The organism is Nocardia asiatica NBRC 100129, from assembly GCF_000308415.1.
In the GTDB taxonomy this organism is placed as follows: domain Bacteria; phylum Actinomycetota; class Actinomycetes; order Mycobacteriales; family Mycobacteriaceae; genus Nocardia; species Nocardia asiatica.
In genome coordinates this window covers 23,484-45,438 of the sequence record NZ_BAFS01000150.1, presented here as the reverse complement: position 1 = coordinate 45,438, position 21,955 = coordinate 23,484, and the positions used below count along the sequence as shown (strand labels likewise).

Here is a 21,955-nt window from a genome sequence, read left to right as displayed (position 1 = left end):
CCACTTCAGCAGGTAGATGTCGAGATCCGGTCGCTGTGCAGGCAGCCAGGACAGGAATTTTCCGAGACGATTCGGCCCTTCGAGGGTCTTGTCCCGGGGTTCGAACTTGATCCGGGTGTCGAAGTCCCAGCCGATGAGGATGATGCGCTTGCGGGCCTGCAACATCGCGGACTTGGCATGGCGGAAATAGTCCGCCGCGTCGACGATGCACGCCAGCCGATCGGCCCGTGCGATCTGCCAGCACGTTTCGCCCGGGGTGAGGATTTGTTGCTCGTCGCTCATGTGTAGCCAGTTCTCTCGTGCAGCCCGACACCCGCAGGTGAACGATTCACAGTACTGCGCGGTCGCCGACCCTTTCGGCGGGCATCGATCGGGCATCCGTCCCGCGACCGGAGGGATTGCGTGGCAGCGCGGGCTGGAGGAAGGTGAGTATGTCCGGTGGCGCCACGGGTGCCACCTGACCAGGGCGGGAGGTGGCCCGTGTACGCACGTTCCAGCACGATTGCGGCCCAGCCGTCGTCGATCGACGACGGGATCGCATACCTCCGTGACGAAGTGATGCCGAATCTGCCCGAAATCCAAGGGTGGGTCGGTCTGTCCTTGATGACCGACCCGTCGACAGGACGCTGCATCGCCTCGACCTCGTGGGAATCCGAGGGGGCGCTGCACGCCAGCAGAGGCCGGGTCCAGCAGTTACGCGACGGCCTGGCTCGGCGGCTCGGCGGCCGGGTGGAGCGGGTCGAGGAATGGGAGATCGCGGCGCTGCATCGGGATCATCCGGCCGGCGACAGCGCTTGCGCCCGGTGCACCTGGGTGCAGGTCGATCCGAGCCAGCTCGACCGGCTGGCCGACACGTTCAAGATGGAAGTGCTGCCGCAGACGGAGATGCTCGACGGATTCTGCAGCGCGAGCCTGTTCATCGACCGGCAGAGCGGCCGCGCGGTGGGCGCGACCGTGTGGGAATCCCGTGCGGCGATGGACGGCAGCCGCGAGCAGACCAATCGGATCAGGGCACAGGCCACCCAGCGGGTGGGTGCCAACGTGCTCGAAGTCGGCGAGTTCGATCTGGCGTTCGCGCACCTGCGCGTTCCCGAGATGGCCTGACCAGACGCGCATCCGGCCGGAGGACGGGCTTCCGGCCGGATGCCCTCGTGCGGGATGGCCGCCGGCCTCCCGGGTGTGCATGTCGATTACCCGCGAGGTAATCGCACGTGCCGTGCGGCTGTTCGTAGGATCGGGGCGTGACTACCCCAACGGCCGGTGACCTGCTGCGGCACTGGCGCCTGGAACGCAGGCTGAGCCAACTGGAGCTGGCCGGCCGGGCCGATACCTCGGCGCGGCACCTGAGCTTCATCGAGACCGGCCGCGCCACGCCGAGCCGGACCATGATCGTGCATCTGTCCGAGCATCTGGAGATCCCCTTGCGCGAACGCAACCGCGTGCTGCTGGCCGCGGGCTACGCCCCCGCCTACGCGCAACCCGGCCTGGAGACCCCCGCCATGGACGCCGTTCGCGGGGCGATGCGCCAGATCCTCGCCGGCCACGAACCCTACCCGGCGCTGGCCATCGACCAGAACTGGACGATGATCGACGCCAACAGCGGTGTGGCCGTGCTCGTCGCGGGCATCGATCCGGCGCTGACCGCCCCACCGGTCAACGCGCTGCGGCTGAGCCTGCACCCAGACGGCATGGCCGGACGCATCCGCAACCTCGCCGAGTGGCGCGGCCACGTCTTCGCCCGCCTCGCCCGGCAGGCCGAGGTGACCGGATCCAGGGACCTGGCCGACCTGCTCGAGGAGCTGCGATCCTATCCCGGCGGGGAAGTGGAACTCGCCGTCCCCGAACCCGACCAGGCGGTGGTTCCGCTGCGGATCGAACACGACGGCGACGAGCTGTCGTTCCTCAGCGTCACGACGGTGTTCGGCACTCCGATGAACGTCACCGTCGCCGAACTGGCCATCGAGTCGTTCTTCCCCGCCGACGAGGACACCATGAAACGGCTCACCGCTGGCGCCCGGTGAGCCGCGCCGCGCGACTGTCGGCACTGCTGAAGGTGCCCGTGCGCGGCATCACCGATCTCGGCGCCCGCCATGCGTGGACCCTGCACCGCGCCGAACTGTCCGACGGCCGAGACGTTTTCGTGAAGGCATCGGCGGAGCCGACACCGGTCTTCGCGGCCGAAGCGGCGGGTCTGGCTTGGTTGCGAACCACTGATCGCGGCACCCTCCGCGACGGCGCTGTGCTGCCGCCGGTGCTGGCCGCCGACGACCGGATGCTGGTGCTGCCCTGGCTGGAGGAAACCGGCCCCACACCCGCTGCCGCCGAGCGACTCGGACGCGAACTCGCGGCACTGCACGCCGGCGGAGCCGAGTCGTACGGCGCGCCGTGGGAGGGCTGGATCGCGAGCCTGCCGCTGCCCAACGCCCGGACCGCCGGACCGTGGTCGCGGTGGTACGCCGAGCATCGTCTCGCGCCCTACCTCGCCGCGGCGGCCACACACCTCGGCGCCGACGGCACACGCCTGGTCGAGCGCGTCATCGACCGCATCGATGACCTGGCCGGACCTGCCGAACCCCCGGCCCGCGTCCACGGCGACCTGTGGTCGGGCAACATCCTGTGGACCCGGGAGCGGGCGATGCTGGTCGACCCCGCCGCGCACGCCGGTCACCGCGAGACCGATCTGGCCATGCTCGCCCTCTTCGGCGCCCCGCACCTGGACCGTATCCGCGCCGCCTACCACGAGACCAGCCCGCTCGCCGACGGGTGGCGCGACCGCACGGCGCTGCACCAGTTGCATCCGCTGCTGGTGCACGTCGTGCTGTTCGGCGCGGGCTATCGCGCGCAGACGCTCGCCGCGGCCGGTGCGGCGCTGGCATCCTGACCGTGGCCGGGCCGCCGCACCGGCCAGGTGTCACCCGTCGACGCGCGCGATGACCTTCTCCGCGAAGCGCGACAGGTTGGCGATCTTCGTCTCCAGCGGCTCGGTGTCCTGCTCGGTGGTGTAGGGCAGCCGGAAGCCGACGATCACGTCGGTGACGCCTTTGTCCTCGAGACGCTTGACGCCGTCCACGGTGAAGCCGTCCAACGAGATGACGTGCACCTGGAAATCCTCGCGCGTGCCGTATTCCGCGCGCAGGGCGTCCAGTTCGGCCAGCAGCCGGTCGAGTTCGGCGCCGTCGCCACCGGCATGCATCCACCCGTCACCGCGCTGGGCGGCCCGGCGCAAGGCTGGCTTGCTGTGCCCGCCGATCAGGATCGGCACCGGTTCGGTGGGCACCGGGCTGATCTTGATCGGCGGAATGTCGTAGAACTGCCCGTGGTATTCGAAGTATCCGCCCGCAGAGAGCCCGCGCACGATGTCGATGCATTCGTCCATCCGCGCGCCGCGCTTGTCGAACGGCACCCCCATGATCTCGAAATCGTCCGGCCACGGGCTGATGCCGACGCCGAGCCCGAACCGGTTGCCGCTGAGCGCGGCCACCGAGGCGGCCTGTTTGGCCACCAGTACCGGAGGCCGGATCGGCAGCTTCAGCACGAACGGGGTGAAACGCAAGGTCGTGGTCACCGCAGCCATCGCCGCACTGAGCACGAACGCCTCGATGAACGGCTTGTCCTCCAGGAACTCGCGGTTCCCGTCCGGGGTGTAGGGGTATTTCGCGTCGGATTCCTTCGGATAGGCCACGCTGTCCGCGACGGCCATGGAGGTGTAGCCCGCCTCCTCGGCGGCCTTGGCGAGAGCGAGATAGTACGACGGATCGGTCATCGTCTCGGCGTAGGTGAAGCGCATGGTGCTCGCCTTCCTGGCGCGTCGGGCGCGCCGCGCGGTTCCCGGCGCCGGTGCCCGCGCAGCGGGCCGTCGCCGAGAAGTGAGGGAAACTGCCGCAGACGGATCCGAGCCGCCTCGAGGGTGTCGAGGCCGCCGCGGAAATCACCGCCTACTGCCATGGATTGGTGAAGCCTTCCGGGATCAAGTGGTCGAACAGGGCCTTCATCTCCCGCGACAACCGCAGCAGTTCGACGTGCGACCCGATCGGCCCGCCGTCGAGGTAGGCGAACTCCATCCCGACGCCCTCGAACCTGCCTTGCGCGACGATCTCGATGCCCGCCGCGGCGGCCTCGGCGAGGGCGGCGTCATAGTCCTCGGGCACCCAGGCGACGTGATGCAATCCCGGGCCGAAACGATCGAGATGCTCGGCATACAGGCTCGGCCCGCCACGTGGTTCGATCAATTCCAGCTGCTGGCCGCCCGCGTAGCCGAGCGCCACGCCGATCGTGTAGTCGGCCGGCGCGCCGCGCAGTTGCGTGGTCTCGGGCCCGAAGTGGACATCCGGAATGGTGAACCACTCGCCGACGCCGTAACGGCTGGTGAACGTCTCGCACGCCGCGGCCAGATCCTCGACCACCCAGCACAGCTGGAAGATCGGTCCGCGGGCGATCACCGGCGTGCTCCGACGCGGCCCATCAGGCTCGGACACCAGCGGTAGGCGGCGACCACCGCCTTGTTGTAGTGCGGAATCACGATGTACGGCTTGTTCTTGCGCATGCCGCGCAAAATGTGGGCCGCCGCCCGCTCCGTGCTGATCATCCCGATCGGCATCCGGCGCGCGGGACCGCGAAAGGAATACCCGGGCAGGTCGATGCCCGAATCGACGATGTCGGTCGCGACCCCTCCCGGCACGGCCACGCTCACCCGCACACCCGCCGCGGCCGCTTCGGCCCGCAGCGCGGTGCTCAGGCCCACCACGGCGTGCTCGGTCATCGCATAGGCCGCCGACGGCGCGATCGGGGTCAGTCCCGCGATGGAGGTCATGTTGACGATGTGACCGGATCCCTGCGCGCGCATCAGGGGATAGGCGTGGCGCGTCGCGTGCACCACGCCCCACAGATTCACGTCGACCAGCCGCTGCCACTGCGGCAGCGGCATGTGCTCGACGACGCCGCCGAGGCGGATGCCCGCGTTGTTGAACAAGAAGTCGATGCGCCCGAGTTCGGCTACCGCGCCGTGGACGAGGCGGCGCACCTGCTCGTCGTCGGAGACGTCGACGACCTGGGTGTGGATCGCGGTACCGGCGGCCAGACCCACCAGCCCGGCGGCATCACTGTCGGCGGCCACCACCGCGACGCCCCGCGCGGCCAGCAGGCGGCACAGCGCGGCGCCGAGACCGGACGCGGCACCGGTGACCACCGCCACATTATCCACGCCGTTCAATTAAGCATCTGTGTTTAACATCGTCAATACTCGTGTTTAGTACAGTGCGAGTATGCCGAGCGCCGCTTCGCGCACCGCCTTGCTCGACGCCGGGGAACGCCTCATCGCCGAACGCGGCGTCGACGTGCCGCTGCGCGACATCGCCGCCGCGGCGGGCCAGCGCAACAACTCCGCCGTGCACTATTACTTCGACTCCCGCACCGGCCTGATCGAAGCCATCGTCGAGCGGCGCATGAACTGGCTCGAACACCGGCGCATGCAACTGCTGGCCGCCCACGAGGCCGCCGGCGGGGTCAACGACCTGCCCACCCTCGTGGCCATGCTCGCCATGCCGATCCTGGAACTGCTCGCCCACGACGGGGTCACCCATCTGGGCCGGTTCCTGGAAGTCGTGCGCACCCATCCCGTGGTCGCCGACGCGCGCCGCCTCGCCGGAGCCGACCGGGCGGCCGTGCGGATCATCGCCACCCGGCTCGACGCCGCGCTCGGCCTGACGGGACGGCTGCGCAGGCAACGCCTGGAAACCATGACCACCGTCATGCTCGCGCTGATCGCCGACTACGAGCGCACCCTGGAATCGGGCGTCCGCACCGCGCACCCCGAAGACGCCGCGGAGATCGTGGACATGATCGTCGCCATGCTCACCGTGCCCGTCCGTGAACACACCGTCTCCGTGCCGGGACGCTGAAACCCGGCACGCGGCCCCGTCCTGACGCGGCATCTCACGACCGCCCGCGGCCGACCACCACCGCACGGCGAATGTTCATCCCAGCGTCCGCGGCCACCCGGCTCCGAATCCCGGCGCGGTGAGCGGCCGATGGTGTTGTGGCGAGGCGATTTCCGGGAATCTGCGGTGCAGCCGATCGATATAGCGGCGCACGGTGCACAATTCGACGTGCAGCTCCTGCCGCGCGGCGGCATCGCCGCGATGGGCGAATCCGAGCTCGCGCGCCAGCGTCTGGGCGCGTACGGTCAGCAACTCCAAGAAGACCCGGGCCTGGGCGAGGTCGGCGTCTTGTTCCATGCGGTGGCCGATCTGTCGTTCGATTCTCTGTCGGTCGCCCAGTGCCCCGTGCCGCGGTCCTCGGCCGATCGGAGCAGACATGATGCTAACCCAGCCGCAGCCTCAGCGGTGCCGAAATGGGACTGTCGCATGGCTATCGGCTGGCGACCGGCCCCCGGTGGCGCTAGCCGGGGTGGCGAGACGGCCCGGCGGCCCTGCCGCCATCGACGCGTATCGTGATCGTATGGGCGTGATCGGGGAGCTGTTTCCGGGTAAGAAGCTGACCCACGAGGGCAGCGAGGACAGCGACGGACAGACCCACACGCCGCGGTTCGACATCGACCTCGACACCGGAGTCGTGCGAGTGCCTCGCCCCGACCGGGCGGCAACCGCGCAGCGCGGCGACGACCGGCCGGAGCAGGAATAAGCCCGTCGACGTCGCTACTCGACCCGGGCGGAAAACATCTTTGATCGCAAGCCGTGTCGGCGCCGCTGCACGTCGGTAGCGTCGCCGCAATGGGCGGCGCAGAAGGGCGGCTGCGGCCACTGAAGACCGTCACGGGCGTCAGCGGCGCGGTGTGGTCAACGCCCTGCCCGCCAGCCGGCAGCCGGCGCCTTGACTTCCTACGGGCACGGCGGCGCGATCCTGGATCCGAGCAGAGTCCGCCCGATCGTGCGCGGAAACCAGCGGCCGTTATCGGCTGAGAACCGGCGTCCTCGACAGGTGCGCGGTGGTGTCGTGCTGCGGTGGGTTCGTGTTGCGCACCCACGTGACATTGGCGACCAGATCATCGTCGAAGACGAGCTCGTCCCACAGCAACTGCTCGGTCTCCGCCACAGGTTGCGCCGCCGGACGCGGCGCCTCGACGGCCACCGCCGCAGGCTGCTCCGGCTCGGCCGGCTGCGCAGGCAACGGCGTCACCAGCCACATCAGCGCCCGCATCGGACTGAGACCGTACCGACGGCTACCCTGCGCGACAGCGAGGACCGCGGCCGCGGCGGTCATCACACCGACAGCCAACGCCACCGGGGTGAGCCCGGCTCCCGCCATCCGCCGCTCACCCGAGCCCGGCGCCGCCGCCTCGTCCAGAACCCGGTGCAGCAACCCCGCGTCGAAACCTTCGCCCTGGTCGATCAGGATCCGCAGCTCCGGCGCCCTGGTATCCAGATACAGCAGGCCGCACAGCACCAGAATCGCCCCGGCCACACTCGAAGCCATCACCAGATGAGCCAGCGCACGAGAGCGCGACCGCGCCTGCGCCACCACGGCGAACACGGTGACCACCATCGCGGCGGCGGCCAGCAGACCCCAAGCGCCGCTGATCGTCACATCACGGAATTTCGACACCGAGTACTCGTCGAAGCCGGTGGTGAAACCGGAGATCCGGCCGAACGCGTCCGAACGCGCCTCGCCACCCGAACCCGACGCCGAAAGCCACGGCCGGAACAGCAGGACGAACGCCGCGAGACTCGTGGCCCCCGCACACAGAAAGCCCCAGTCCAAACCCCGTCGTGGTGTCGCACCGCGTGCCGGAGGCCGCGAGCCTCCGTTCCCACGATCTCGCGCTTCGGATGCCTGCCAGGGGGTGGTGTGTGCCATTGCTCCAGTTTCGCCGGTGCCGCGTGGAATTCGCCGCCGCCCAATGCAATAACAGTGCAATTGCTCCGGAGGGTCGAAATCGCGACACATGAATAAGGTGTAATTCGATACGGGCGCCATCGACCATCGACGAAAATCACCGTAAGCACCTGCGCGACCAGGAGCAAGCGTGATCGATCTCCCATGCATCGCCGCAGCTCCGGCGGCATCGCATCCGCATGTGACCCAACCGGTGAGTAACATTTCGCCCGTGGCGTTGGCCTCGGTCTTTGCCGTTCCGCCGCACCATTGACCGGACCATGGCCGCGCGAATTGCTGTGACCCGCTTAACAAGTACGAAATGGGACTTCGGTCACAAATCCGCGCCGTGCGCGTCCGAGGTCGCCGGATATCGTCGAATTACGGACGGCCCGAGCCGATCCCGGTTCAGCGCCCCGCCGACGCCCGCGCGTCGACCACCGACCGAGCGATCTCCGCCAGGCTCTCCTCCGAGACCTCCACCGCCCCATCGGCATCGACCAGCACCGCGGTCGGGTAGATATCGCGCGACAGATCCGGACCACCCGTCGCGGTATCGTCGTCGGCCGCGTCCAACAGCGCCTCCACCGCCACACCCAGCGCCCCCCGCGCATCGAGATCGCGGCGATAGGTCTTCTTCAACGACGACTCCGCGAACACCGATCCCGAACCGACAGCCGTGTAACCGAAACGCTCCTCGTACCGGCCACCCACCGCGTCGTACGACACGATCCGCCCCGCCCGCTCCGGATCCGCGGCATCCACGTCGAAGCCGACCAACAGCGGCACCACCGCCATATCCTGCAACGCGGCCGGAAGATTGGCCCGCACCATCGCCGACAACTTCGTGGCCTTGCCGTCGAAGGTCAGCGCCGCCCCCTCGATCTTCTCGTAATGCTCGAGTTCCACCGCGAACAATCGGATCATCTCCACCGCCACCCCCACCGTGCCCGCGAAACCAGCCGCCGAATACGTGTCGGTGATGAATACCTTCTGCATATCCCGCATCGCCACCAGATTCGCCATCGTCCCCCGGCGATCACCGGCCACCAGCACACCACCGCGATAACCGACCGCGACGATCGTCGTCCCGTGTGGCGCCACGACACCACCACCGAAACGCTGATCGGGCAACAACCGCGGCGCGTACCGGCGCAGATACTCCGAGAAGGACGCCTCCGGGTACTGCAAGCCGAGCGGCAGGTGACTGTCGGTCGTCATCTATCACCTTTCCGGGCAGAGCGTATGAACGACATGCTCTCCCGCCGACGTTACCCGAACACACCCACCGCCCGGCGACAACCGCCGAAGCCCGGCCGCAGCCCTGCGCGCTAAGCCGGGTCGTCCCCGATACACGTCTCCTGCGCGTCGATCTGCACACAGGGGACCGGAACCCGCGTGGGCCGATAACCAGAAGCCACACCACCCGCGCGGATCAAACGCCCATAGGCATCGACCCCATCGGTCGGGCGCCGCGCCAACGCCGGATCGGTCAACACGTCCACCGTGTAGAGCCCGAACCGCGGCGCGTAGGAACCCCACTCGTAGTTGTCGGTCAGACTCCAATAGTTGTAGCCGATGACGTTCATCCCGTCGGCCTTCGCCCGCTGCAACCAATACACCGTGTCCCGCAGATGATCGGCGCGCGTATAGCCATCCGGCCGAACCTGCCCGTTCTCCGTCGGAAGACCGTTCTCCACGACATACAGCGGACGATCCGGGAACTGCCGCGCGTAATGCCGCAACGCGTAGTAGATACCCTCGGGATGCACCGGCAGCTCCCACATCGGCGGACCACCCGACGCGCCGCCCTGCGCCGACTCCCCGGTGCGCGGCAGCGGAGCGAAATAGTAGTCGACCCCGATGAAGTCCAGCTTCGCCGAGATCCGATCCAGGATCGGCTGATTGACCTCCCGCTCGGCACCCGCCACATACCCCAGATTGCTCGTCACCAGCGCGTCCGGCCGAAGCCGGTGGATGACGTCGTAGATCTCGTTGTGCGCACGCGCGATGTGCTCCACCATCACCGGCGCCTCCTCGACACTGATCCCACCGGTGCGCAACTCGGTGCCGACATACGCGGCAGGCTCGTTGAACGTCACCCACAGCGGATCCCGCGAGGCGTACCGGTGCACCACCTTGCGCATATTCGCCAGCCAGTCCGCCACCATGCCCGGATCACGCCACCCGCCACGGTCCGACGCCCACCCCGGGTACACCCAATGATCCAACGTCAGCATCGGCCGCATCCCCGCCGCCAAGATCCGGGCGATCACATTGTCATAGAACCCGAACGCCGCCTCGTCCCAGGCATACGGCGCGGGCTGCAACCGCGCCCACTCGATCCCCACCCGATAGACCCGCACACCCAGACGCGCCGCCAGATCGATATCACCGATATAGCGGCGCGCGAAATCCACCGAATCGCGATACGGATCCGCCGTCGCGCCCGACGCGATGTACCGCGACCAGTTGCTGTCGGGCGCCCGTCCTTCGGACTGAAACCCCGACGACGCCACACCCCACAGAAAGTCCGCACCGAACGCAGGCCACTCCTCACCCGGATGAGCAGCCGAAACACCCGAAGTCAGCAGCACGGCCGCAGCCGCCGACAGCGCGGCGAGCCCCCGCCACTGAGTGCGTGTACGCATCGCCGTAGCGTAACTGCCGAATAGCTGGCTTCCTCGGCAGAAAGGTGCGTGTCGCCGGCCGCGCCACCGTCACGACCGCGCACTCACTCCGGCCGCGACCGCCGCGCCAACTCCACCGTCGCCGCACGCAACTGCTCGACCCCATCCAGCCGCTCCGCATACCCCACCCTCGTGCGCGCCACACCCCGCGGCGTCACCACCCGCAGATCCAAGCCGTACCGGTCCGCACGCTCGCACGACGCCACCGTCGCGTCGGGATAGCCACCCAGCCGCCGCGCCATGTCCAGCAACGCATCGGCATGATCGTCGTTGAGATGCGCCACCGCACGAGCCGCCACCGGCAGCACCGGATCCGGCTCCGCCGCCGCGTACTCCTCGGCGCTCGCCGAATCCATCCGCCCATACCCACCGACCCAGCGCACCCGCCGCACCCGCAACACCCACAGCGAGAAATCGCTGTAATCGATGTACATCCGCCCCGCCGCGACCGCCGCCAGATACGCCTCCCGCGCCGCCGCCTCCTCCGCACCCGCCGGGCGCTCCACCACCCCCGCCAACGTGACCCTCGCACCCGCCAGCGGATCCGCCGGCGGATCCGGAGCCACGACCGCCACACTCGCCCGCGCGTCCGCGGCCAGATTCCGCCCGTGCTCGGCCAGCCGCGACACACACAACACCGGCTGCCCCGCCAGCAACCCGTACGTCACCAGCGACGCCCACGGCGAGCCATCCTCGGCCAGACTGGCCAGCGTGGCCGTATTCGACGCCGCCGCAACAGTTCTCGCCTCCTCCGCAGCGGACGGACGAGCCGGATACCGCACCGGCGCGAGCGGCGGCGGCACCGAAGGCGCGTCACCCGGATCACCATGATCGACAGTCATGCCCCTATCCTCCCAGCGCGTCCCCGCGAAACGCCGCACAACCTCACACCCACGAATCAATTGGCCGCGCGCATACGCCGCCGATCGACCAGACTGGTCAAGGTGACCAGATACGCATTCGATGCCGACCGCGCCGCCCTCGTCGCCACCTGGGCGACCGGACGAGGCGACCTCGCCCAGACGGTGGCCACCCTGCCCCCGCAGGTGACCACGGACCAGGCAACCGATCTGGCGTCGAACCTCACCACCCTCTCGCGCTTCCAATGGCGCACCTACACCCACCCGGCCAGCGCCGCAGGCGACCCCGACGTCCCCAACAGCGAAGCATGGCGCCGCGCCGAGGAACGCCGCAACTTCAAAGAGGTCGAAGCCGGCCTCCGCAGCCCCAACCTGCCCACCGAAGAAGGACTGCTCGTCTCCTACAGCGGCGTCGTCGAATCCGCCCACCGCATCGGACGCACCCTGCACGACATCGACGACGACGCCCTGCGCGACACCGTCGCCGCCGAAGTGCGCACCGAACAGGAAGCCATCGAATCCGCCGAACGCGGCGACCTCTCCGGCCGCGCCCGCCAAGCCGTCGAACTGTCCCGCCCCGACGTCTCCCCGGCCCAGGTCCACGCCGCGGACGCCCTCCTGCGCACCGACCCGCTCGGCAGCATCGAACTGTTCACCGAACTCGACCCCGCCTCCGCCTCCGTCGCCGCGGCACACTGGCTCTACGCCGCCGCCGAAGTCGCCGGCGAGACCGCCAACGTCGCCACCACCGACGTCGTCGCCGAAGCCGACGAACTCGAAGCGCTCCAAGTCGAGACACCCACCCTCGTACTCGAACGCCTCGCCGCGGGCGACACCCCGACCGAAGTCGTCCTCGACCTGATCGCCGAAGCGATGGCCGTCCACGAAGGCCGCGTCCCGGCCCCCTGGAGCCTCGTCGCCCGCGTCGCCGAAATCGAAGCCCAAGCCCACCGATTCGGCGTCGACGCCGACACCCGCGAGGCGATGCTCACCGGCTTCCGCATCAGCCGCCTCGACCCCGCCCGCCCCGCGCTCGACCTCCTGGAAGACCTCCTCGACGGCATCCGCGGCTGCCTGCTGCTCTACGCCGCCCACACCGACCACGACGACCCCGAAAGCCACTTCGCCGAAGACGTCCGCCTCGAAGCCGACGCCGACCCCGAAGACCTCCTCTGAGCACACGGGCGGGACACGGCCGCACCCTGTCCCGCCCCCACCGACTCAGCAGGTGCCCGCTACGGCGGCCTCGGCCACACCGGGAGCCAGCCAGGCGCGCAGCGCGCGATACACCGCATCATGATTCAGCAACGTGAAATGATTCGCCGACGCCAGATGCATGCCGTTGCCCACCTCGAAACCGATACGGCGCGCACGACCACGCCCCGACCCGCTCGGCGTGAGCACCAGCCCGTCACCGACCACCCGGCCCAGCGGATGCCGCGGACTGCGCGTCACCGAGGCAGTCACGAAATAATGCTCCGCCCCCGCCAGCAGCGGAACCTCACGGATCACCCGCCGACGCAGCGCATCCGCGTCCAGATCCCGCCAATCCTCATCCACCAGAGAGCCGTCCCGCAAATCCCGGATGCCCCCGCTGCGCCGCCGCAACAGCCGCCCGAACGGACGCGTCTCGGGCACCCGCACCAGCGCCGCCGACGCGTAGTGCACCAACTGCTCCAGCGGCGCACCCAGATGCGGTGAACCCAGGCACACCACCTGACGCACCAGCCGCACCCACGGCAACCCGGCCTCAGCCGCCTGGAAGCACGCGCCCCGCGCGACCAGACCACCCATCGAATGACCCACCAGCGACACCCGCTCGATCGGCACCGGCCAGTGCTCCACCAGACACCGCATCAGCTCACCGAGCTGCCCGGCGTTCTCCGAGATATGCAGACCGGTGTTGTACCGCACATGCAACGCAGTGCATCCCGCGTCGGCCTCCAATCGCTCGGCGTAAGTCCGACCGCCGCCCAAACGCCACGCGTGCTCGGTCTCCACCAACCCGTGCAAGAAGATCACGACATGTGAACCAGGCCGCCGCACCCGCGCACCCACCAGCTCGGCGCGCACGGGAGCACCGTCGATCCGTAAGGACATCGGCCCCGCCAGAATCGGCCGCGTCCGCTCGAGCTCGTCACCGATCAAACCCTGCAGAGCGGCGATGAACCCCGAGCCGTACACCGCGCGTGACGGCGCGGCGCCGGGCAGATCCACGGTTCGCTCCGCCACCACCCCCGCCGCCACCACAGACCCGCTCACCACGCGGTAGACGCTGTCGGCGATCACATCGTGCATCAACTCCACCGGAGCCGCCGCCGGCCCCACGCCCCAGCGCACCGCGGTGAACACGCGGTGCGCGATCGCCCGATGCACGGCCGCGATCCCGTCGACCGCGCCGCCGAGTTCGTCACCGGCGAGCCTGGCCAGCGCCCTGACCTCCGCCTGTCGTCGGCGCGCGTCGTCCGTCATAGATTGAGTGTACAACTGTGCACTGAAATTGGGTGTGCAACCCTACGGCACCCGCGACACCGCCACCGCGGACTCGGTGAGGCTACCCAGGTACAGCACGCCGTCCTGCTCGACCACGCCGGTCACCATCGCGTACTCGGTGCCTTCGATCTGCAGGTCGTGCACGACCTCGCCCTCGAAATCAACCGCCTGCACCCACACTGTCCGCACCGGCTTCGGCTGCACCCACTCCGGCAGCGTCCACACGATGCGCCGCAGTATGCCGGGCAGGGGAAGAAGCCGGTCCAGCAGCGGATTTCGCGGTGACGGAAGGGTGATCCAGATCAACCCGTCGCTGCCCAGGCCCAGGTTGTCCGGGAAGCCGGGCAGATTCTCGACCAGCCGGTCCCACGTGCCGGCCTTCGGGCCGGTCAACCAATAGCGGGTCAGCCGGTATCCGCCGGTCTCCGCGACGACCACACAGGAACGGTCGGGCGCCACGACGACGCCATTGGCGAACTGCAGGTCATCGATCAGTGTCTCCACCCGGCCCGCGGGGTCGCGGCGGAACAACCGGCCGGTGCCGGAGTGCTCCAAGAGATCGCCCATGTATTCATGCAGCGCGTATCGACGCGAGGACGCCGAAAAGTAGATCGTGCCGTCGGCGTCACGCACGACATTGCTGGCGAATCGCAAGGGCACGCCGTCGATCTCGTCGACCAGGACGGTCAGCCTTCCCTGGGGTTCCAACTCCAGTAGTCCGCGTTCGAAATCGCAGATCAGTACGCGTCCGGCGGCGTCCGCGTGTAGGCCGAGCGGGCGGCCGCCGGTGTTCGCCAGCTCGCGGACATCGCCGGTCGCGGGATCGATGCTGAGAATGGCGCCGCCCTCGATTCCCGCGAGGATTCGGCCGTCGGGGGAGAGCACGACATCCTCTGGTCCGCTGCCGGGCAATTCGAGGCGCCTGAGTTCGGGGAGTGGCGGAGTGCTGCGAGTTCGGCGGGCTCGGGCGGGGGAGGGGGGTGGCGTCCAACGCTGCGGCCGCATTGTCGAGGCGAGCATGGCCTCAGGGTAGCCGGGGGAGTGCGGAGTTCCGGTGCGAAATGGCGCTGAGCAGGTGATCGAGCCGACGGAGGTAGCGGAATGGAAAGCGTCAGGGTATTCAACATGAGCGTACGTAGATATGCGCATTCAAATATGCAAACACCCGATCCATATCCGCAGACCTTGACAACCCCACTCCCGATCACAGACCGCAAAGAAGCCAGGGAGGGTGGGTGGGCGAGGAGATCTCGCTGGGGGAGCTGATCGGCGCTACTACCGGGCCCGGTGAGTGGATGGTCGGCTCACTCGGGAAGTTTCTCGCGAAGGCGGGGCAGCAGCGCCGTGATCTCAGGGCTGGTGAGTGATCGTGTACCAGAGGATGGCGAGCGTGCCCAGCGTGAACAACGGTGCCATGACGAAGGTTTCGATCATGTTTCCGGTGCGGTCGATGATCGGGAACCTGACCCGTAGGCCGAAGGGCCAGAACAGGCGGCAGCCGCGATCGGTGAGGCAATCGCCGATCAGGTGCGCCAGTGCGCCCAACCCAACGGCGAAGGGCAGCCAGACCGGCTTGTCGGCGATCCAATGTTCCATCGCGAACGTGCCCGCGGAAGCGAGGACCACGATCGGCCCCCATGCCTTGAAGTTGTTTCCCGACGGGCACAGATGCAGGGCGCGCACGGCGAGAGCCAGCAGGAAGAAGACCAGGCCGAGCGTGAACCACCGCCCGAGCCAGTGCTCGCCGGCCCACGTCCCGAAGGCGGCGGCCGCGACGAATGCCAAGGAGTGGGTGGCGCCGCGGTGGCCGCCGGAAACCCAGGAGATGAGCTTGCACGCGGTGTGCGTGATCGGTCCCAGCGTGTGCGAGATCGTCCCGTCGGGATGGTCGGCATCGGGCAGCAGCGCGGCCCCGGCCGTGAGAAAGACCCCCAGCAAGAGATCGACGGTGCCGAGATGCCCCGTCGCGTCCTGTAGAGCCGGGTAGGTCAAGACCGTGACCGGCAGCGTGGCCGCTGCCGCCGACCAGGCCAACGCGCCACTGGTCGCATGTGAATGTCCAAGCACCGTTCGAACGTTAGTTCAGCTTGCTATCGGTAGGCGAATATCGTTGTGGTGCGGGAAATCCGAGGAGGAGCTGGCGATAGGGTAGGGGAGCGCTGGAATTCTGAAGAGAGCCGGGAGGCTGTGCGGCCGGTGGCCGCGGCCATCACCTGTCGCGCGAGCTCCGGACAGTCGACTTCCCGGAGCCGGGTAGTCCGTTGACGAGGACGAGTAGTTCGCAGATAGTGCCGCAACCTCCGAAACAGCCGAGAGCCTCGGGTCGATGGATGGCGTGATTGTTCTCGGCGGTTCCCGTTATTCGCAAGGTGGAGGCACACGAGCAGCTCCGTGCCGACTCACGTTCGAGACGCGGATCCCCGAGCGGGCCGCAGACCCGACCGAGCAGCCGGATCGACGATGGGGACTCATCTGCCGCGACAGCGACTGGCTCTGCCAGTGAACCGGTCGCTGAAGGTTTCCCATTTGCGGGGATACAGTCCGTCCGCTAGCACCTACGCTGCACCACATAGTGAGAGCTGATCGATTGCCTGCTCCGGACAGCAGGCTCGAAAAGGATGTGTGGCAACCGTCTGGTTTCGGCCGGGCGTGGCTCGACCCAGTGATAGGGCTTCCGTAGGAGGTTGCGGTGGGAAAAGGGCGTGGAGTCCATCTGTGCGGCAGTGTTCCGTTGGCGGATGCACGGACTGTCTTCTCAGAGGCGGCACGGCGAATCGGGACTCATCTGAAACGAATTCCGGACGGCGAAACAGGCATTCGCGACAACTGGGTGGTGTGGCAGCTGCCCAAGATGCAAGCGCATCCAGACTTGGAAACCGTGCCGCCGCCGAGCCCGGAATACGGGCCGAGTGAACGGGTGCAGCCCAAGCGCGGAGTGGACCCCGCGTCGATCGACTTCGGTCCGCTCGGATACGCGGAGGCCGCCCTCGAGTCCTGGCACGTGTTCCGTGAGCTGCGTGCGGACGGCACGATTCCGGAGGGCATCCGGTTCCAGGTCAGCTTGCCTACGCCTATCGCGGTGATCGGTGCTTTCGTCGCTGGGCCGCAGGGGGAGTTGGAGCACAGGTACGAGGCCCGCCTGCTGGACGAACTCGCTGTCATCCTCGACGCGATACCACCGGAAGACTTGGCGGTGCAATGGGATGCCGCGGTCGAGTTCGCTATCTTCGAGGGGATCTTCCCTTCGTGGTTCGGGTCTGATTACCCGACGCAGCTGGAGGAAGTCGGGCAGCGGCTCATACGGCTGGGCGCGGCGGTGTCCGAACCCGTCGAACTCGGTTATCACCTCTGCTATGGGGATTTCGGTCATCGTCATTTCGCGGAGCCCGCCGACACCGGCAGGCTCGCAGCAGTGGCCGGTCGCGTGCTGGCCGGGCTGGAGCGTCCGGTCAACTGGATCCACCTGCCGGTCCCGCGCTCGCGCACCGATGCCGCATACTTCGAACCCCTTGCCGACCTTGCTCTTTCGCCGGAGACCGAGCTGTATCTCGGACTGGTTCATGCCACCGACGGACGTGCGGGCGCGCTCCAGCGCATCGAAGCCGCACGCGGCGCGATCGCCGAGTTCGGCATCGCCACCGAGTGCGGCATGGGCCGCCGTACGGCAGAGCAGATCCCGGCGTTGTTCGACTTGCACGCCGCACTGGCCGACACCTTGGCTTGATTCGCTCGCCTAGGTCTCAGGCCATTGAGCCTACTGTCGAGGCGGCACCGGCTCGACTACGCCACGATAGGGTGAGCAGAAAGGTGGCCGGAGCTGGGGTAACGAGCCAGGGGAGGGCATGCAGGACATTTACGTGGTGAGTCATCCGCACGCGGAGCACACCGAACGCGATCTAGTAGGGGGCTGGTTCGACTCGAATCTGACGGCGCGAGGTCGGCGTGATGCCTTCCGCGTGGCCGAGGAGCTGGTTCGGCGACGCGACGGCGTGGCGCGTCCGATCCGCATCACGACGTCCGACCTTGCGCGTTGTGTCGAGACTGCCCGAATCATCGGTGCGGCACTGGGCATTCCGGCGTCGGCGGACGAGCGGCTTCGGGAGATCGGTTTCGGGGAAGCGGGTGGGCGTCCGAACGCCTGGCTCGCCCGGCGGCAAGTGCCGGCACCCGATCACGACCGACTCGACCATCGCGGCCCCATCGCTGGCGCGGAGACGCGACGCGAGGTCGCGACCCGGGTGGGTGCGTGCGTGGGTGAGTTGATGGCCGACGCCGACCACGACCACGTCGTCGTCACACACGGCTACGCACTGACATTCGTGATCACCACCTGGATGATGATCCCGGTCGACGCGGCCGGTTTCGCGTCTTTCGCCACCGAGCCCGGCGCGATCACGCACCTGCGGCATGACGACTATTGGCGCAACCGTACATTGGTCGATCTCGCAGATACGTCGCACCTCCGCGCCTGACTCCGACTCGTGCGACGACCCGGACTGGTGTTGCTTGGCGCGTCGCGGGCTAGGGCTCCAGGCATGGGGAAGGGTCACGGAATGCCGACATAACGCTCTAGTTGACATAATGTTGATTATCGGCGGAAATCCGGCGCCGGTGGGCGTTGCGGTGATGTGCGATATGTCGTCGGTTCCGTTCGTCTTTCACGACTTGGCACACGCTCGGTGGGCCGGTCCGGTGGTCTCTCGGGCGGTGAGCCGACGTGGCGCCCACCGGTCGGCTTCGACATTTGTCCGTTTGGTGTAAATTTTTCGGCAATTATGGGCCTGTTCGGTAAATCTTGGATTTTTCCTAGATCGGACTCCCCTGGCCTGGTCTCGGATCGGGACAAGCCGTCACAGTGACGAATTGCGATGGGGTCTGGGAAGTGTCAACTCGTGTGATGGCTCTTGCATTGCGGTCCACCGATCGATGATTGGCTCTGGTTGTGGTGTCCAGTTGTGGGCACGCTGAGGCGATGCTGGTTCGTCGGTTGGTGGCGTTGTATGCCGGATTGTGGTTGTACGGGTTCTCGATGGCGGTGATGGTGCGGGCGGAGCTCGGGCTGGACCCGTGGGATGTGTTCCATCAGGGTGTGGCGAAGCATGTACCGCTCAGTTTCGGTACTGTGACGGCGATTACCGGCGTCGTGGTGTTGGCGGCGTGGATTCCGTTGCGGCAGGCGCCGGGTCTGGGCACAGTGAGCAATGTCGTGGTGATCGCGTTGTCGGTCGATGCCGGGCTGGCGTGGCTGCCGTCGTGGGATTCGCCGCCGGTGCGGATCGGCGCGATGGTTGCCGCTGTCGTGGCGAACGCGGTGGCGAGTGTGCTGTACATCGGTGCGGGGATGGGTCCGGGTCCGCGGGATGGACTGATGACTGGACTGGTTCGGCGCACCGGCAAGTCGGTGTGGGTGGTGCGTACGGCCATCGAGGTGTCGGTGTTGACGACCGGGTTCGTCCTCGGTGGCAGCATCGGTATCGGCACGCTGGTGTATGCCTTCGGGATCGGTCCGCTGATCCACTTGATGATTCCCGCGGTGAACCGCGTGCTGCCGGGGTTCGCGCCGCCGAAGCAGCAGCCTGTGGCCGGTGGCGTCGCCGGGGTTCCGGCCGGGTGACCGCCGGAGCTCCCCTGCTCCGACGGGCATGCGCGCACCAGAATCTTGCCTAACATACAGGCCTGTACGGAAGGTGGGCGTCCCGGTTAGCCTGAGGGGAACGATCCGGCAGAAGGTGAAATTTCATGAGTGCTACCACCATTGCCCGGCAGTGCACCCTGTGCGAGGCGCACTGCGGAATTCTCGTCACGGTGGACGACGACCGGGTGACGCGGATCGAGGGTAATCCGCGGGACGTGTTGTCGAAGGGGTACATCTGCCCGAAGGCGACGGCGATGGGCGGGTTGCACCATGACCCGGATCGGTTGCGGACGCCGGTGCGGCGGGTGGGTTCGTCGTTCGAGCCGATCGGGTGGGACGAGGCTTTCGAGGAGATCGGGCGGCGGCTGCGGAAGATCCGTCGCGAGCACGGGCACAGCGCGATCGGCATGTATCTCGGTAATCCGGCCGCGCACAGTTCCTCGGTGCTGTATGCGGTGCTGCTGCGGTCGGTGCTGCTGACGCGGAACTTCTTCTCGGCTTCGTCGATCGATCAGTTCCCGCAGGAGTTCGTCGCGTGGCGGATGTTCGGCTCGAATGTGCTGATGCCGGTGACCGACATCGATCGGACCGATCGTCTGGTGATCCTGGGGGCCAATCCGGCGGTGTCCAACGGGTCGGTGACCACCATGCCGAATGCCAAGCAGCGGATCCGGGACGTGCGGCGGCGTGGCGGGAAGGTCGTGGTGATCGATCCGCGGCGCACCGAGACGGCGCGGCTGGCCGATCAGCATGTCGCGGTGACTCCGGGGGGTGACGTGTATCTGTTGTTGGCGATGTTGCACGTGCTGGTGGCCGAGGATTTGTGTGACGAGGCGGCGATTCGCAGGTCGAGTACCGGCTGGGAGCAGTTGCGTGAGCTGGTGGCCGAGGCGTCGCCGGAGCAGATGGCGGTGTACGCGGGGGTGGACGCGGAGACCATTCGCGGGCTCGCCAGGGAGCATGCGGCGGCGTCCTCGGCGGTGCTGTACGCCCGGATCGGGGTGTGCCAGCAGGTGACCGGGACGTTGACGCATTGGTTGGTGAACACGATCAACGCGGTGACGGGCAATCTGGATCGGGCGGGTGGGCAGATGTTCGCGACGCCGCCGATCGATGCGGCGCGGTATGCGAAGTATCTGCCGGTGGGGCATGGGGCGTGGACGGATCGTTCCGGGACCTACAAGTCGTTCCGTTCGGAGTTGCCGGTGGCGGCGCTGGCGGAGGAGATGCTGACCGAGGGGCCGGGCCGGATTCGGGCGATGATCACGTACGCGGGTAATCCGGTGTTGTCGACGCCGCAGCGCGGTCGGTTGGGTGAGGCGCTGGATTCGCTGGATTTCTATGTGGCCGTGGACATGTATGTCACGGAGACGACGCGGCACGCGGACATCATCCTGCCGCCGATTTCGCCGTTGGAGCGCGAGGACGTCAACCTCCTGTTCCCGGTGTTCAGTGTGCGGAACAATCTGCGGTTCGACGCTCGGGTGTTCCAGCCGCCTGCCGACGGGTTGGAGGATTGGCAGATCATGGCGCGGTTGGTCACCGAAGTGGTGTCGTTGCCTGCGCGGCGGGTCACCGCTCGGGTGTTGAATGCGGTGTTCGATCGGGTCAGTCCGCTGCGGATCGCTTCGCTGGGGGTGGCGGCGGGTCCGTACGGTGTGTTGCGGCGTGGTCGCGAGGGGTTGACCGTGGGGAAGGTGCGTGCGGCGGTGGGGGGCATCGATCTGGGACCGTTGCGGCCGAGGTTGCGGTCGTTGCTGGGGACGAAGGATCGGAAGGTGCATTTGGCGCCGGAGGATTTTGTGGCGGCCGCGCGTGCTGTGCTGGCGGATGCGCGGGAGGGCAAGGCGTTGACGAGGCCGGCTGATGGGTTCGACTTGAAGTTGATCGGTCGCCGTCATCTGCGCAGCAACAATTCGTGGTTGCACAATGTGCCGTCGATGGTGAAGGGGCGGGATCGCTGTACGGCGCTGATGCATCCGCAGGACGCGGCGGCGCGCGGGTTGGGTGACGGTGAGTCGGTGGAGGTGCGTTCCCGCACCGGAGTGATCGTGGTGCCGTTGGAGGTCAGTGACGAGATCCGGGTGGGGACGGTGGCGATTCCGCACGGGTGGGGGCATCAGGAGCCGGGTGTGGGGTGGACGGTGGCGGCGGCGTTGCCGGGGGCGAATGTGAATTTGCTGCATGATCCGGCGTTGACGGACACGTTCTCGGGTACGGCGGCGGTGAACAACACGTGGGTGACGGTGACGCGGGCGTCGGTCGATGCCGCTGATCGCGCGGGTGTGGCCGAGCGGGAGCCCGCGCCGACTGTTTGACGGGTGCGGCGTGGCGCCGGCCGGCCCGAAGCAGGGCCGACGTGTGGTCTGCCGGTAGCGACGCCGCCGTCTGGGTTGAGCGGCGACCCTGCCGGGTTGCGGTCCGGGCCGAAGTGCTGTGTGGCGGGG

General features: G+C 67.9%; 23 protein-coding genes. 11 read left to right on the top strand and 12 right to left on the bottom strand.

Annotation, left to right across the window (positions count from 1 at the left end):
* On the bottom strand, positions 1-282 hold a 282-nt coding region (locus tag ON27_RS14365; protein ID WP_043726105.1), incomplete at its 3' end, for a phospholipase D.
* A 198-nt stretch (positions 283-480) separates the two neighbouring features.
* On the opposite strand from ON27_RS14365, the gene ON27_RS14360 reads away from it, so the two are divergent.
* The 3 genes from ON27_RS14360 (at position 481) to ON27_RS14350 (ending at position 2,881) form a co-directional block, all read left to right on the top strand.
* Positions 481-1,104 carry a hypothetical protein gene (locus ON27_RS14360; RefSeq protein WP_043726104.1) on the top strand — a complete coding sequence of 208 codons (624 nt, stop codon included), beginning with the start codon at positions 481-483 and terminating at the stop codon, positions 1,102-1,104.
* A 137-nt stretch (positions 1,105-1,241) separates the two neighbouring features.
* Positions 1,242-2,021, top strand: coding sequence for a helix-turn-helix domain-containing protein (locus ON27_RS14355; RefSeq protein WP_043726101.1), 780 nt, complete (start codon positions 1,242-1,244; stop codon positions 2,019-2,021).
* Positions 2,018-2,881 (top strand): fructosamine kinase family protein, encoded by an 864-nt coding sequence (locus ON27_RS14350; RefSeq protein WP_051046571.1) that lies wholly within the window; start codon positions 2,018-2,020, stop codon positions 2,879-2,881. The genes ON27_RS14355 and ON27_RS14350 overlap by 4 nt, the downstream gene beginning before the upstream one ends.
* A gap of 30 nt (positions 2,882-2,911) precedes the next feature.
* On the opposite strand, the gene ON27_RS14345 is transcribed toward ON27_RS14350, so the two are convergent.
* The 3 genes from ON27_RS14345 to ON27_RS14335 form a co-directional block, all read right to left on the bottom strand.
* A complete protein-coding gene (locus tag ON27_RS14345) occupies positions 2,912-3,787 on the bottom strand; it encodes a TIGR03619 family F420-dependent LLM class oxidoreductase (protein WP_043726099.1) in 876 nt (291 codons plus the stop codon).
* A 148-nt stretch (positions 3,788-3,935) separates the two neighbouring features.
* Complete coding sequence (locus ON27_RS14340) at positions 3,936-4,439, bottom strand: VOC family protein (protein WP_051046568.1); 504 nt, start codon at positions 4,437-4,439, stop codon at positions 3,936-3,938.
* Complete coding sequence (locus ON27_RS14335) at positions 4,436-5,200, bottom strand: SDR family NAD(P)-dependent oxidoreductase (RefSeq protein ID WP_218002995.1); 765 nt, start codon at positions 5,198-5,200, stop codon at positions 4,436-4,438. The genes ON27_RS14340 and ON27_RS14335 overlap by 4 nt, the downstream gene beginning before the upstream one ends.
* A gap of 61 nt (positions 5,201-5,261) precedes the next feature.
* Between ON27_RS14335 and ON27_RS39885 the strand changes: the two genes are divergently transcribed.
* Positions 5,262-5,897 carry a TetR/AcrR family transcriptional regulator gene (locus ON27_RS39885; RefSeq protein WP_051046564.1) on the top strand — a complete coding sequence of 212 codons (636 nt, stop codon included), beginning with the start codon at positions 5,262-5,264 and terminating at the stop codon, positions 5,895-5,897.
* Positions 5,898-5,972: 75 nt separating this feature from the next.
* Here the strand turns inward: ON27_RS39885 and ON27_RS14325 are convergent, their stop codons facing one another.
* The gene (locus ON27_RS14325) at positions 5,973-6,233 is read right to left on the bottom strand and encodes a hypothetical protein (RefSeq protein WP_043726094.1); all 261 of its coding nucleotides are present in this window, start codon (positions 6,231-6,233) and stop codon (positions 5,973-5,975) included.
* 223 nt (positions 6,234-6,456) lie between these two features.
* Between ON27_RS14325 and ON27_RS14320 the strand changes: the two genes are divergently transcribed.
* The gene (locus ON27_RS14320; protein WP_043726091.1) at positions 6,457-6,639 is read left to right on the top strand and encodes a hypothetical protein; all 183 of its coding nucleotides are present in this window, start codon (positions 6,457-6,459) and stop codon (positions 6,637-6,639) included.
* A gap of 267 nt (positions 6,640-6,906) precedes the next feature.
* Here the strand turns inward: ON27_RS14320 and ON27_RS14315 are convergent, their stop codons facing one another.
* The 4 genes from ON27_RS14315 to ON27_RS14300 all read right to left on the bottom strand — a co-directional run bounded on the left by ON27_RS14315 (position 6,907) and on the right by ON27_RS14300 (position 11,362).
* A complete protein-coding gene (locus tag ON27_RS14315; protein WP_043726090.1) occupies positions 6,907-7,716 on the bottom strand; it encodes a hypothetical protein in 810 nt (269 codons plus the stop codon).
* Positions 7,717-8,238: 522 nt separating this feature from the next.
* Complete coding sequence (gene prcB, locus ON27_RS14310; RefSeq protein WP_043726089.1) at positions 8,239-9,051, bottom strand: proteasome subunit beta; 813 nt, start codon at positions 9,049-9,051, stop codon at positions 8,239-8,241.
* A gap of 110 nt (positions 9,052-9,161) precedes the next feature.
* A complete protein-coding gene (locus ON27_RS14305; RefSeq protein WP_043726087.1) occupies positions 9,162-10,481 on the bottom strand; it encodes a family 1 glycosylhydrolase in 1,320 nt (439 codons plus the stop codon).
* Positions 10,482-10,564: 83 nt separating this feature from the next.
* Positions 10,565-11,362, bottom strand: a complete 798-nt coding sequence (locus ON27_RS14300) for a HugZ family pyridoxamine 5'-phosphate oxidase (RefSeq protein WP_043726085.1) — start codon at positions 11,360-11,362, stop codon at positions 10,565-10,567.
* 102 nt (positions 11,363-11,464) lie between these two features.
* Here ON27_RS14300 and ON27_RS14295 point away from each other — a divergent pair, with 102 nt between their 5' ends.
* Positions 11,465-12,556 (top strand): hypothetical protein, encoded by a 1,092-nt coding sequence (locus ON27_RS14295; protein ID WP_086007482.1) that lies wholly within the window; start codon positions 11,465-11,467, stop codon positions 12,554-12,556.
* A 45-nt stretch (positions 12,557-12,601) separates the two neighbouring features.
* Here ON27_RS14295 and ON27_RS14290 read toward each other — a convergent pair whose 3' ends face one another.
* The gene (locus tag ON27_RS14290; protein WP_043726083.1) at positions 12,602-13,852 is read right to left on the bottom strand and encodes a lipase family alpha/beta hydrolase; all 1,251 of its coding nucleotides are present in this window, start codon (positions 13,850-13,852) and stop codon (positions 12,602-12,604) included.
* A gap of 42 nt (positions 13,853-13,894) precedes the next feature.
* Positions 13,895-14,878 carry an SMP-30/gluconolactonase/LRE family protein gene (locus ON27_RS14285; protein ID WP_169334507.1) on the bottom strand — a complete coding sequence of 328 codons (984 nt, stop codon included), beginning with the start codon at positions 14,876-14,878 and terminating at the stop codon, positions 13,895-13,897.
* Positions 14,879-15,108: 230 nt separating this feature from the next.
* On the opposite strand from ON27_RS14285, the gene ON27_RS45385 reads away from it, so the two are divergent.
* Complete coding sequence (locus ON27_RS45385) at positions 15,109-15,240, top strand: hypothetical protein (protein ID WP_281032766.1); 132 nt, start codon at positions 15,109-15,111, stop codon at positions 15,238-15,240.
* Here ON27_RS45385 and ON27_RS14280 read toward each other — a convergent pair.
* Positions 15,224-15,940 carry a metal-dependent hydrolase gene (locus ON27_RS14280; RefSeq protein ID WP_043726078.1) on the bottom strand — a complete coding sequence of 239 codons (717 nt, stop codon included), beginning with the start codon at positions 15,938-15,940 and terminating at the stop codon, positions 15,224-15,226. The two genes, ON27_RS45385 and ON27_RS14280, sit on opposite strands and share 17 nt — an antisense overlap.
* Positions 15,941-16,724: 784 nt before the next feature.
* Here ON27_RS14280 and ON27_RS14275 point away from each other — a divergent pair.
* The 4 genes from ON27_RS14275 (at position 16,725) to ON27_RS14260 (ending at position 21,826) form a co-directional block, all read left to right on the top strand.
* A complete protein-coding gene (locus ON27_RS14275) occupies positions 16,725-17,597 on the top strand; it encodes a hypothetical protein (protein WP_218002994.1) in 873 nt (290 codons plus the stop codon).
* A gap of 118 nt (positions 17,598-17,715) precedes the next feature.
* Positions 17,716-18,345, top strand: a complete 630-nt coding sequence (locus ON27_RS14270; protein ID WP_043726073.1) for a histidine phosphatase family protein — start codon at positions 17,716-17,718, stop codon at positions 18,343-18,345.
* A gap of 500 nt (positions 18,346-18,845) precedes the next feature.
* Complete coding sequence (gene yczE / locus ON27_RS14265) at positions 18,846-19,487, top strand: membrane protein YczE (RefSeq protein WP_043726112.1); 642 nt, start codon at positions 18,846-18,848, stop codon at positions 19,485-19,487.
* Between the two features lie 125 nt (positions 19,488-19,612).
* Positions 19,613-21,826 carry a molybdopterin oxidoreductase family protein gene (locus ON27_RS14260; protein WP_043726071.1) on the top strand — a complete coding sequence of 738 codons (2,214 nt, stop codon included), beginning with the start codon at positions 19,613-19,615 and terminating at the stop codon, positions 21,824-21,826.
* Positions 21,827-21,955 lie beyond the last annotated feature (129 nt).